We start from the raw sequence: 12,667 nt of genomic DNA, 5'->3' as shown, positions 1-12,667 counted from the left end.
GACGACAGGGGCGCTTGAAACAGCGCCCCCAATTATTGAAAGGTGGGATAGACGTGACAGGATTAGAGAAGAAACAGCTGCATGACAAACGTAAGTTTGCTGCGATTTCCGCATGTTCCCTGGTGGTGTTTTTCGGGGTCTGGCATCTGGCGACCGCGGTCATGCATCTGATGCCGGATTACTGCCTTCCAAGCCCTTTGCAGGTGCTGGAGGCGTTTATATACAAACTGAACCACAAGGCGCCGGACGGAGGGACCCTGTTCCAGCATATCCTGGCCAGCCTTAAGGTGGCGCTCAGCGGATACCTGCTGGGAGCTGTGATTGGGATTCCGCTGGGCATCTGCATGGCATGGTTCAGGCGGATTGATTTATTCGTCACGCCCCTGTTTGACCTGGTGCGTCCGGTCCCCACCATTGCATGGATTCCCCTGATGATCCTATGGTTTGGCATCGGCCTGGGGGCAAAGGCCGCCATTATCTTTGTATCTGCATTCATTCCGTGCGTCATCAATTCCTATGCCGGGATTAAACAGACAAAACCCGTTCACCTGTGGGTGGCCCAGACCTTTGGCGCCTCCCGTGCCAAGATGCTGTTTACCGTGGCAATCCCAACTGCCATGCCTCTGATTTTCACCGGGCTGAGGATATCCCTTCAGGCTGCCTGGACCACCCTGTGCGCGGCCGAGATGCTGGCAGCCAACAAGGGGCTGGGATATATGATACAGCTGAACCGTTCCCTTGCTAGGGCCGACCTGATTATCGTGGGCATGCTGACCATTGGCTTTATCGGCACTGTTTTTGCGGTGGTATTGACAAAAATGGAGAACCGCATGGTGAAGGGAGGGAAGAAGTCATGAGGAAAATGACGGTTTCTGAAAAGGCGGAAAAGTCTGTTTACGCAGCTCTGGCAATCGCCACCTTTTTCCTGGCCTGGGCTTTTATCACCACTTTTACCGCTGCCAGGGAGACGACTCCGGGACCGGTTCAGGTCATCCGGCTGCTGTTCACATCCTTTTTTGAGCCAATCGGACGCTATACCATATATGGGCATCTGTATTACAGCTTGCGGCGTGTGCTGGTGGGGTATACGGTGGCGGCGGTATCCGGCATTGTGGTGGGCATTTCCATGGGAACCTCCCGTTACGCGGAAGCAATCATCAAGCCTTTGTTTGAATTGATCCGCCCCATCCCTCCCATTGCCTGGATTCCACTGGTCATCCTGTGGTTCGGGGTGGGTGAACTGCCCAAATACGCCATTATCTTTATCGGCTCTTTTACGAACATCACACTTAACGCATACACCGGGGCCCAGCGGGTGGACCCCACCCTGATTGGCTGCGCCAGGATGTTAGGGACCAGCGACCGGGATATTTTCCTGAGGGTCATCCTTCCCTCCAGCCTTCCCCAGATATTCGCAGGCATGCAGGTGGCGCTGTCCACCGCGTGGATGGCGGTGCTGGCAGCGGAGATGGTGGGGGCCCAGGAAGGCTGCGGCTGGATTATCCTCAGAGGCAGCGATACCACCAATATCCCCCTGGTGCTTGTGGGGATGGTTGTAATCGGAGTGGTGGGCCTGGTGCTGGCCACCCTTATGAGGGAAGCGGAAAGGAGGCTTTGTTCATGGAACAGGATGGACGTATAGGACAGGGGATCATCAGCCTGGAACACGTGACCAAGCGGTTTGAATCCGCGGGGCGCGTGAAGGAAGTGGTGGATGATGTAAGCCTGGAGGTAAAGGAAAACGAATTCGTGGTGCTGTTCGGACCCGGACAGTGCGGCAAGACCACCATGATCAACCTGATTGCAGGCCTGGAACTGGTGACAGAGGGCACGGTGTCCGTGGATGGAAAAAAGGTGGAAGGGCCGGGCGCGGACCGGGGCGTGGTATACCAGACAACGGCGCTATTCCCTTTCTGCACTGTCATGGGCAATGTGGAATTCGGTCCCAAATCCCGGGGGATTAATAAAAAAACCAGGCGGGAGCGGGCCCAGTATTTCATTGACCTGGTAGGGCTTCAGGGCTTTGAGAAAAGCTTTCCCAACCAGCTCTCAGGGGGCATGCGCCAGCGGGTGGGGATTGCCAGGGCTTACTGCAATGACCCCAAGGTCATGCTGATGGATGAGCCCTTCGGGCATCTGGATGCCCAGACACGATATATGATGGAAGAAGAGTTGGAGAAAATCTGGCAGAAGGAAAAACGCACGGTTGTCTTTGTCACCAACAATATTGAGGAAGCGGTTTATCTGGCTGACCGGATCATACTGCTGACCAACTGCCCCACCACCATTAAAAAGGAATATGTGGTGGACCTGCCCAGGCCCAGAAGTTATGTGGACCAGGAATTCCTGCGTCTGAGAAAGGAAATCCTGGACAATACGGACGAGACATTATAGAAGGGAGAGCGTCATGCGCGAGGATAAGGTAAAGGTCAAGGTGAAGAACCTGACGAAAAAATTCGGGGACCTTCTGGTGCTGGATGACATTTCCTTTGAGGTAAAGGAAGGGGAGTTCCTCTGTATCGTAGGGCCCACGGGCTGCGGCAAGACCACATTTTTAAACAGCCTCACTAAATTGTATGATATCACGGCAGGTGAAATCCTGGTTAACGGGGAACCGGTGGATTTAAAGAGGCATAACATAGCATACATTTTCCAGGAGTATTCCACCTTTCCCTGGCTTAAGGTGGAGGAAAATGTAAAATACGGCCTCCGCATCAAGGGGATTGCTGAGGATGAGGTGCAGAGGCGGGCCGATGAGGTGATAGCCATGGTGGGGCTGGAGGAATTCCGCGGATATTATCCGGACCAGCTTTCAGCCAGCATGCTGCAGCGTGTGGTGATTGCAAGGGCATTTGCAGTTCAGCCGGAGCTGCTGATCATGGATGAGCCTTACGGGCAGCTGGATATTTCCCTGCGGTTCCGTCTGGAGGATGAACTGATACGTCTTTGGCGTGAAACAGGTACCACGGTGATTTTCATTACCCACAATATAGAAGAAGCTGTTTATTTAAGCGAGCGGATTCTGGTGCTGACCAACAAACCCACCAAAATCAAAAAGGAAATTGGCAATCCCCTGCCATGGCCGCGGGATGTGACGGCTGAGGATTTTGTGGAAATCCGGAATCATGTGACGGATCTGATTAAGTGGTGGTAAAGGAGGAAATGCAAATGGCGGACAGACGGCCTAATATCATTCTGTTTATGTGTGACCAGCTGCGGTTTGACGCCCTGGGCTGCTATGGGAACAGGCAGATACACACCCCACACATTGACAGCCTTGCGCGAAACGGCAGCACATTTGACAACCATTTTGTCCAGAACCCGGTGTGTTCTCCTTCCAGGTGCACGGTGCTCACGGGCAGGTATCCCAAAAACCACGGGACCCGGGATAACGGTATCCCGCTGAGGGATTCAGAGATAACCCTGGCAGAGGTCCTGAGGGACAGCGGCTACCGCACGGCTGCCATTGGGAAAATGCATATCACCCCCCAGTTCGTGCCCAAGGAGGACGAACAGGAGGACTGGCCTGAGGATAATTATGGATTTGATATCATCCATACCACCTGCGACTGCAAGACCGGGGAATACCTGAACTGGCTTAAGGAGGCAAGCCCCAAGGATTATGAGGAAGTGAAGATGCAGGGGGAGCGCAAGGCAAAAGAGGACAGGGCGTCGGCTGCTGATAAGGATACCGGCGGACCGCCCCAGGTTTATCCCAGCGGCATCCAACCATGTTACCATCAGTCCCACTGGATTGCGGACCGGATGATTGACCTGATTGAAGGGGCCGGAACGGACCGGCCGTTTTTCGCCTACTGTTCCTTTGTGGACCCCCATCATCCCTTTGACCCGCCAAAGCCGTACGGGGACATGTATGACCCGGATGCCCTTGACGCCCCGTGCCGTATGGAAGGGGAACTAATAGACAAACCGCCTCATTTCAGGAAGGCTTTGGCTGCAAGGGGGTTTTCCAATGAAAGATATGATTACCGGAAGCTGACAGACCATCAGTGGGGCCAGATAAAGGCGGCGTATTATGGCATGATTACCCTGATTGATGACAACATCGGCAGGATCCTTCATGCACTTAAGGAAAAGGGGATGGAAAAGGATACCCTGATCCTGTTTACCAATGACCATGGGGAGCTGTTGGGAGACCATGGGCTGTTGTTCAAGGGGCCGTTCCACTATGACTGCCTCATTAAGGCGCCCATGATCATCAAGTGGCCAGGGGTGGTTCCCCAGGGGTCGCGTTACAGCCAGGTAACGGAACACGTGGACATCATGCCGACCCTTTTGGAGTACGCTGGGGTGCGGCCCCCCTACGGCGTCCAGGGATGCTCCATGGCGCCCATCCTGAGGGGGGACAAGGGGGCGGGAAAGGAGTACGCCATGACGGAATTCAATTGCTATGACTGGGGGCTCAGCGTGAAAACCCTGACCGGCCGGGATTACAAGCTGACTTACTATGCAGGGGAGGGATTCGGGGAGCTTTATGACCGGAACCAGGACCCGGAGGAGTTTAGGAATCTGTGGGAGGATGAGTCCTATGGGGCTGTAAAAGCATATATGATAAAAAAACTCATGGACCGCATCATTGAGACAGAAGACCCGCTTCCCCTGCGGATTGGTAAATACTGACGGATTACCCCCTGCGCCTTAAGCTGTTCCCGGAAAAGGCGCCGGGGTTGTTTTTGTGTTTTTATATATGATATACTAAAAGCCAACCAGAAAAACAGAAAGGGGAAATGGAGCCGTGAAAAGCAGTATCTGGTCCTGGCGGGTGGATAAGAACAGCATGAAAATACGTCTGCTTTTCACTTTGTTTGCAGCGGTATTCATCCTGACCATCATTGTGTCGGCTATTGGTTATAAAACATTTGAGCGGACCCTGGTTTCAGAGATAGGCCATAACAGGGCCGACGTACTGCGCCAGGTGGGTGAGCGTGTCCGCCAGGTAAAGGAGAATGCCTGCACCCTTTCCAACCTCTATTATTATGACAGCACCCTGCACAGCTATCTGGAGAGGATGGATGCAGGGGAACAGGAGGAACTGGCGCCGGAGTTTGAGGCGTACATGGAACGGCTGACCTCCCAGTACCAGAACTCCTTTTATGAAAGCGGGCGGCAGTTCCAGGTGACCCTGGCCCTGGAAAAGGGAGGGGGATACTGTATGGTGCATACCCCGGAGCACGTGGACTGCGGTTACATGAGCCCAAAGACAAAGATATGGTATAAGAAAATGCTTTTTGCACGTGGCGGTCTGATTGATATCGCATGCTTTAAGGATAAGGAGAACCAGACCGATTATTTTTGTGTGGCCCGCTCCATCAATGACAAAGAGGGCAATCCCCTGGCCTATCTGATGATTAACATGGAGGAGTCCCAGATTTACGGTATGTACCAGCCCCTGACAGAAGGAAACCGGAATACGGTATATGTGGTGGACGAGGGCGGGAACATCATATCCTCAAGCAACCGCAAGCTCAATGGTTTTGAGTTCTTCCATATGAAGAACCTGGAACGCCTGTTTGGAAGCGCGCCCTATATATTTACAAAGATGCAGGGGGAGAATATCCTCTTTACCCACTATTATGACCAGGCTTCCGGATTCACGGTCCTGGAGGAGATACCGCTGTCAGTGCTGATGGAGCCTATCCGCCAGGTGCGGCTGGTAATCCTCACCATGGCCCTTCTTGCCGTGGGGGCAGCGGCTGTGTATGCATGTCATTTTGTGGATAAGACCACCCGTCCCATTTCCCAGCTGTGCGAGTTCATGCTGCAGGTGGAAGGTGACAACCTGGATAAGGAATGCAGCGTCCGCGGGTATACGGAAATCAATATCCTGAGCAGCCGGCTCAATGCAATGTTATACAGGATGAGGGGACTGATGGAGGGAATCAGGCAGAAGGAGAAGCAGAAGCGCGGGATGGAGCTGAGTTTCCTCCAGGCCCAGATTAACCCGCATTTTATGTATAATACCCTGTTTTCAATCAAGTGCATGGTGGACATGGGAAAGAATGAGGAGGCGTCCGGGATGCTGGTCTCCTTTATCCAGCTCCTGCGCAGCACCCTGTCCAATCCCAATGAGTTTGTAATGATACGGGAGGAATTCAGGGTGCTGCGCCAGTATGTGGAAATCCAGAAATTCCGCTATGATGACGGTTTCCAGGTGATATTTGAATGTGACGAAGGGGTGGAGGAAAAAAAGATACCCAAGCTCCTCATCCAGCCCCTTTTGGAAAATGCCATTTTCCACGGGGTGGAATTCAAAAGAGGGGAGGGCCTGATCATCATCACGGCCAGGGCCTATGACGGCGGCGTGGCGGTGACGGTGGAGGACAACGGTATGGGGATTGCTCCTGAAATCATAGAGAAGATCAACCGGGGGGAGCGGATGGGTGAAAAGGCCCATGTGGGCATTGTGAATGTCAAGGAACGGATACAGCTGAATTTCGGCGGGAACTATGGGATGAAGATTGAAAGCGTCCAGTGGAAGGGCACGAAAATCATCCTGAACCTACCGGCAGTTGATTAAGATGTGTAAAGGAGAGACCATGATAAAGGTACTGGTTGCGGATGATGAAGTGCCGATCCGGCAGTGGCTGGAATTCTGCATTAACAAGATGGAAGGATATCAGGTTGTGGGCGCGGCCGCCAATGGGGCGGAAGGATATTCCATATTCAGGAAGACCGTGCCGGATATCATCATCACGGACATACGGATGCCTGTTATGGACGGCATGGAAATGCTCAAGCTGATACGGAGCATCAATCCTGCTGTTTATGTGGCAGTGCTGACCAGCCATGAGGATTTTGGATATGCCAGACAGGCAATCAAGCTGGGTGCTTCTGAATACATATTAAAAACAGAGATTACAGAGGAAAGCCTGCAGCAGGCGCTGGAAAACGGAAAAAAGGCGGTCATGGGGGAGCTGGGGGATGGGTTAAAAAAACACTATGAGGAGATTTCCAACCGGAACCATTATCTGCGCTCACTGGTCCTCAGCACACATGCGGCCCAGGTAAGCGGCTCCATGCTGCAGGAATACGATGTCACGCTGGAAAAAGGGGAGTTCGCTGCATTAGATATCATGACGGAGCAGGAAGGGCCCCTGCGGATTGAACTGCCCGGGGAAGGCCCTCTGGAACATGTGATAAAAGTGCCCCTGGAACTGAACCATACAATCCTTCTTGGAAACCTGCGCCGCGGTTCCTCGGCATCCGGTTTGCGCCGGATGGAGGACCTGCATTCCTATTGCCGGCTGATTTTAAGGCAGGTTCCCTGCCGTATCGGGTGCAGCGACATATATGATGACCTGGGCAGGCTGGGCGATGCCATGAGGCAGGCCCATGACCGGGTCAAGCTTTGTTTTTATCATCCAAGGGAAAGGATATTTTCCGTGCAGCCCACGGGAAGATACCGCCTGCCGGGCGGGGAAAAGTACAAAATCCGGTTCAGCAAGGAGCTTGTAAACCAGAATTATTCCAGGGCAGAGGAAATCAGGGATGAGATGATGGCCGAGGCGCGGACAGAGGAGGTGACGGACATTGAATACCTGAAAAAGCTGTACTCATTTTTCCTGACATCCCTGTACCATATGACCAAGGATGACGTGGACAAGGTGGAGGAACAGCTTTCATCCCTGAACCGTGAGATGGCTGCGGCCATGTCCCTGGATGAGCTGGACGCCGTGATGGAACAGGGCTTTGAGCAATGCGGCATCCACGGTGTGGGGAATGAGGCGTATTCGGCGCCCATACGGAACGCGGTCCGCTATATGGAGGAGCAGTTTGCCGGATCCCTGGCACTGCCGGACGTGGCCGCCCATGTGGGCTTAAGCCCCGAGTATCTGAGCCGCCTGTTCAAGGAGGAGACAGGGGTGAAGTTTGTGGTATACCTGAACAATCTGAAGCTGAAACATGCGCTGCACCTGCTGGAGACGACCAATCTGAAGGTATATGAGGTAGCGGAGCAGGTGGGATATTCCAACCTGAGTTATTTTTCAACGGTGTTTAAAAAGAACTTTGGGCAGAATCCATTTGACTATAAGAATAACTGTAAAAACAGCGTAGGGTAAAACATGGCCGGAGACAGCCGGCGGCATTTGTGGATAATGCCGGATGTGCGGGTTGAAACTTGTAAGCGCTTACATAAAACAGATGGAATTGGACATATGCAAAACAGGCAGTGTATGGGGCCGGATGTATAAAATTGCGTACACCATAAGGTATATATTCGCATATGCGAACTAACAACGGATATGTGAAAATGACAGAAAATGAAAGCACTTACACGGTTTTTTACTTGAAATTTAACAAATTTTCGCGGAAAAACTCTTTACTCAAGAAATGTTTGTGATATAATGGACGAGGTGGACGGACAAGAGAGAAGCATTTGTTCCGCCCGGAAAGAATAAGGCAGATATAAGAGTAGAAAGCCAGTCTACAAGAACATGAGGAGGAAATTAACTTATGGCAAAATGGGTTTATAAGTTCCATGAAGGCAGCGCAGCAATGAGGAACCTTCTTGGCGGCAAGGGCTGCAACTTAGCAGAGATGACCAACCTGGGAATGCCGATTCCACAGGGATTTACAGTTACTACAGAGGCTTGTACCGAGTACTATAACTGCGGCAAGCAGATTTCCGATGAAATCCAGGAGCAGATTTTTGAGGCAATCACATGGATGGAAGGCATTAACGGCAAGAAGTTCGGCGATACGGAAGATCCGTTGCTGGTTTCCGTACGTTCCGGCGCACGCGCATCCATGCCTGGTATGATGGACACCATCCTGAACCTTGGATTAAATGACGTTGCAGTTGAGGGCTTTGCCAAGAAGACAGGCAACCCAAGATTTGCCTATGATTCCTACCGCAGGTTCATCCAGATGTATTCTGACGTTGTCATGGAAGTGCCCAAGTCCTATTTTGAGAAAATCATTGATGAGATGAAAGAAGCAAAGGGCGTGCATTTTGATACGGACCTGACAGCGGATGATTTAAAAGAGCTGGCAGAGAAGTTCAAGGCTGTTTACAAGGAAGCCATGAACGGCGAGGAATTCCCACAGGATCCAAAGGAACAGCTTATGGGCGCTGTGAAGGCTGTATTCCGTTCTTGGGACAACCCACGTGCAATCGTATACCGCCGTATGAACGATATCCCCGGCGACTGGGGTACTGCTGTCAACGTCCAGACCATGGTATTCGGCAACAAGGGAGAGACATCCGGCACAGGCGTTGCATTTACACGTAACCCATCCACCGGTGAAAAGGGCATCTATGGTGAGTACCTGATTAATGCACAGGGCGAGGACGTTGTTGCAGGCGTACGTACACCTCAGCCAATCTCCAAGCTGGCAGAAGACCTTCCGGAGTGTTATGAAGAATTCATGAACCTGGCCATGAAGCTGGAGAATCATTTCCGCGACATGCAGGACATGGAGTTCACCATTGAGGAAGGCAAGCTGTATTTCTTACAGACACGTAACGGCAAGAGGACTGCTCCCGCAGCCATCCAGATTGCCTGCGATTTAGTAGACGAGGGAATGATTACTCCTGAGGAGGCAGTGTGCAGGATTGAAGCTAAGTCCTTAGACCAGCTGCTGCATCCTACATTTGTTCCGGAAGCATTGAAGGCCGGCGAAGTAATCGGAAGCGCACTTCCTGCATCCCCTGGCGCTGCGGCCGGTAAGGTATACTTTACTGCTGACGAAGCCAAGGACGCCGGCAAGGGCGGCAGAGGCGAGAGGGTCATCCTGGTCCGCCTGGAGACATCCCCGGAGGATATTGAAGGTATGCACGCTGCACAGGGTATCCTGACTGTACGCGGCGGTATGACCAGCCATGCAGCAGTAGTTGCGCGCGGCATGGGAACCTGCTGTGTATCCGGCTGCGGCGAGATTAAAATTAATGAAGAGGCTAAGGTATTTGAACTTGGCGGATATACATTCCATGAGGGGGATTACATTTCCCTGGATGGTTCTACCGGAAAGATTTACAAGGGCGACATCGCTACACAGGAAGCAACCGTAAGCGGCAACTTTGAGCGTATCATGGAGTGGGCTGACCAGTTCAGGACCCTGAGTGTGCGCACCAACGCAGATACCCCGGCAGACACGCTGAACGCTGTTAAGCTTGGCGCTGAGGGCATCGGCCTGTGCCGTACCGAGCATATGTTCTTTGACGCAGAGAGGATTCCTAAGATCCGTAAGATGATCCTGTCTGAAACAGTTGAGCAGAGGGAAGAAGCATTAAATGAACTGATTCCGTTCCAGAAGGGTGACTTCAAGGCCATGTTCAAGGCCCTGGAAGGCAGACCTATGACCGTACGTTACCTGGATCCGCCCCTGCATGAGTTCGTTCCTACGGACCCGGAGGATATCAAGGCCCTGGCTGATGATATGGGAATGACAGTAGAGGAAGTAAATGCCAAGTGTGCGGAGCTTCATGAGTTCAACCCAATGATGGGACACCGCGGATGCCGTCTGGCTGTTACCTATCCTGAGATTGCCAAGATGCAGACAAGGGCTGTCATGGAGGCTGCTATCGAGGTTAAGGAAGAGTGCGGTTATGACATCGTTCCGGAAATCATGATTCCTCTTGTTGGCGAGAAGAAAGAGCTTAAGTTCGTTAAGGACATTGTAGTTGAGATTGCTGAACTGGTTAAGAAGGAAAAGAATTCCGATATCCAGTATCACATCGGTACAATGATTGAGATTCCAAGAGCAGCCCTGACCGCTGACAAGGTGGCTGAAGAGGCAGAGTTCTTCTCATTCGGAACCAATGACCTGACACAGATGACCTTCGGCTTCTCACGTGATGACGCCGGCAAGTTCTTAGATTCCTACTACAAGGCTAAGATTTATGAGTCTGACCCATTTGCAAGACTGGATCAGGAAGGCGTTGGCCAGCTGGTTAAGATGGCTGTTGAGAAGGGACGCGCTACAAGACCGAACCTTAAGTGCGGTATCTGCGGCGAGCACGGCGGGGATCCGTCATCCGTAGAGTTCTGCCATAAGGTTGGACTGAACTACGTATCCTGCTCACCGTTCCGTGTTCCGATTGCCCGTCTGGCAGCGGCACAGGCAGCGCTTAATAATAAGTAAGCAACCGTTTGTTCAATGAAAAACCATGATTGATTTTTCAGGTAGTGTTTGATATAATATAGGCAGGCAAAAGAGAGTAGTTCTATATGTAAGCACAAAGCGAAAACCCCAGGAGTACCAGTCCTGGGGTTTTCATTAGGCTAATTGTCGCGGTTATCTCCTATCTAGCCATTTGCAAATGAAGTAGGCAACGACACTTGCTGTGATAGAGAGAATAAAAGAGAGAAGTTCCATTATGTAAGCACCCCCTTTCTGTTGCCAGAATGGGTGCGACAACAAATATAGTATAGCATGAGTTGTATGGAAACCAGGCAAAAGAGAGTAGTTCTATATGTATACACAAAGCAAAAGCCCCAGAGTTGCATCTTTGGGGCTTTCTTCAGGCTAATTGCCGCTGGCTGGCAGTCCGTATGCAAATGAAGCAGGCAACGTCATCTGCTATGATAGAGGGACTAAAAGAGGGGAATTGTAAAGGGAGGATGCGTATGAGAAGAACAAGCCTGTACCGCACAACAACATTGGCCATCCTGTGCTTCAGCCTGTTGCTGACTTTAACTGACAGGATGGCAGTGGTTCCGGCAGATTATGTTCCGGAACCTTTTAGGTCGCAGGCAGATTATATGCCGGAGGTTTGCCGGGGCTTTCTGCACTTGCAGGCAAGGGCTTACCTGCCATGCTCCCTCCTGTACTCCCTGGGCGTACATTTGAAAAAACGCTTGAACATCTGGGAAAAATTGCTGGCGCTGTTAAATCCGCACATGGCTGCTATTTCGGAGACGCTGCTGCCGGGATCCTGAAGAAGCAGGGCAGCGCCCTGGGTGGTCCTGTATTTTAACAGGTACTGCATGGGGGAATTCTGGATGCTGCGTTTAAAGCAGCGAAGGCATTCCCGATTACCGATATCGGCTGACCGCGCAATCTGCGTCAGGTCAAGATTCTCACAGTAGTGCTGATGGATATATTCCAGCATGATCTGGATGCGTCTGCTGTCTGGATCCAGCCCTGTTTCACCCAAATCAATCTCATGGGCATAGCGCTCATGAAGGGAAAAACAGATGAAGGACAGATTTTCCCTGACCGTGAATTCATGCCCCGGCCGCTCCTCCTTCAATGCCCGGAACGCCCTGTTAAATGCATCTGTCAGGCTTAAAGGACAGCCGTCAAATGTGCTGCAGTGAATCAGCGGCGTCATATATCTGACTGCAAAGACAGAATCCTTGCTGCCGGTTATCAAAACAGGATGGAAGACCAGGGAATGCAGGTCGCAGAAGTTTTCCGCTGCTGCATAATGGGGAAGGTTGGAATTAATCACAAATCCCTCTCCCTGCCCTAAATGAAAGGTCTTTCCGGGAATCTGAAGCTTTAAGCTGCCGGTTTCCACGTACACGATTTCCAGCTCTTCATGCCAGTGCCAGGGGATGACATCCTCTGGTTTGTCCGTATAGACGGCAGAATAACCTGCACAGGGGAATTGTGCCGTCCCATGTGGCTGAAGCTCTTTGCCTATGCGGTTCAGGTTGAGGGCACATTTCTGTAATCCCATGGTCACACCTCCGTTTGG

9 protein-coding genes are annotated in these 12,667 nt (G+C 51.8%); 8 read left to right on the top strand and 1 reads right to left on the bottom strand.

Translation table 11 applies throughout. The features are described from left to right. Positions 1–53 precede the first annotated feature (53 nt). The 8 genes from DWX59_RS00530 (at position 54) to ppdK (ending at position 11,106) form a co-directional block, all read left to right on the top strand. Entirely contained in the window at positions 54–857 is an 804-nt protein-coding gene (locus tag DWX59_RS00530; RefSeq protein ID WP_235844832.1) for an ABC transporter permease, read from the top strand. Then, positions 854–1,642, top strand: coding sequence for an ABC transporter permease (locus DWX59_RS00525; protein WP_117555358.1), 789 nt, complete (start codon positions 854–856; stop codon positions 1,640–1,642). The genes DWX59_RS00530 and DWX59_RS00525 overlap by 4 nt, the downstream gene beginning before the upstream one ends. Further along, positions 1,621–2,394: an ABC transporter ATP-binding protein gene (locus DWX59_RS00520; protein ID WP_117555357.1), complete on the top strand. Its 774-nt coding sequence runs from the start codon at positions 1,621–1,623 to the stop codon at positions 2,392–2,394. Before DWX59_RS00525 ends, DWX59_RS00520 begins: the two co-directional genes overlap by 22 nt. 13 nt (positions 2,395–2,407) lie before the next feature. Further along, entirely contained in the window at positions 2,408–3,154 is a 747-nt protein-coding gene (locus tag DWX59_RS00515) for an ABC transporter ATP-binding protein (RefSeq protein ID WP_117555356.1), read from the top strand. Between the two features lie 14 nt (positions 3,155–3,168). Continuing rightward, complete coding sequence (locus DWX59_RS00510; RefSeq protein ID WP_117555355.1) at positions 3,169–4,641, top strand: sulfatase family protein; 1,473 nt, start codon at positions 3,169–3,171, stop codon at positions 4,639–4,641. A 115-nt stretch (positions 4,642–4,756) separates the two neighbouring features. After that, positions 4,757–6,538, top strand: coding sequence for a sensor histidine kinase (locus DWX59_RS00505; RefSeq protein ID WP_227115959.1), 1,782 nt, complete (start codon positions 4,757–4,759; stop codon positions 6,536–6,538). 19 nt (positions 6,539–6,557) lie between these two features. Continuing rightward, positions 6,558–8,081: a response regulator transcription factor gene (locus tag DWX59_RS00500; RefSeq protein ID WP_117555354.1), complete on the top strand. Its 1,524-nt coding sequence runs from the start codon at positions 6,558–6,560 to the stop codon at positions 8,079–8,081. A gap of 394 nt (positions 8,082–8,475) precedes the next feature. Further along, on the top strand, positions 8,476–11,106 hold the full coding sequence (ppdK, locus tag DWX59_RS00495; protein WP_117555353.1) for a pyruvate, phosphate dikinase: 2,631 nt from the start codon (positions 8,476–8,478) through the stop codon (positions 11,104–11,106). 664 nt (positions 11,107–11,770) lie between these two features. Here ppdK and DWX59_RS00490 read toward each other — a convergent pair. Then, the gene (locus tag DWX59_RS00490; RefSeq protein WP_117555352.1) at positions 11,771–12,649 is read right to left on the bottom strand and encodes an AraC family transcriptional regulator; all 879 of its coding nucleotides are present in this window, start codon (positions 12,647–12,649) and stop codon (positions 11,771–11,773) included. Positions 12,650–12,667: the final 18 nt, after the last annotated feature.

Origin of the sequence: Enterocloster aldenensis, from assembly GCF_003434055.1 — a bacterium.
GTDB lineage: Bacteria > Bacillota > Clostridia > Lachnospirales > Lachnospiraceae > Enterocloster > Enterocloster aldenensis.
This window is presented reverse-complemented; position numbering and strand designations above follow the sequence as displayed.

Bases quoted from the DNA above. Each gene is read 5' to 3' on its own strand.
- DWX59_RS00510 (WP_117555355.1), top strand. From the start codon at position 3,169: ATGGCGGACAGACGGCCTAATATCATTCTGTTTATGTGTGACCAGCTG.
- DWX59_RS00525 (WP_117555358.1), top strand. From the start codon at position 854: ATGAGGAAAATGACGGTTTCTGAAAAGGCGGAAAAGTCTGTTTACGCA.
- ppdK (WP_117555353.1), top strand. From the start codon at position 8,476: ATGGCAAAATGGGTTTATAAGTTCCATGAAGGCAGCGCAGCAATGAGG.
- DWX59_RS00500 (WP_117555354.1), top strand. From the start codon at position 6,558: ATGATAAAGGTACTGGTTGCGGATGATGAAGTGCCGATCCGGCAGTGG.
- DWX59_RS00520 (WP_117555357.1), top strand. From the start codon at position 1,621: ATGGAACAGGATGGACGTATAGGACAGGGGATCATCAGCCTGGAACAC.
- DWX59_RS00490 (WP_117555352.1), bottom strand. From the start codon at position 12,649: ATGGGATTACAGAAATGTGCCCTCAACCTGAACCGCATAGGCAAAGAG.
- DWX59_RS00515 (WP_117555356.1), top strand. From the start codon at position 2,408: ATGCGCGAGGATAAGGTAAAGGTCAAGGTGAAGAACCTGACGAAAAAA.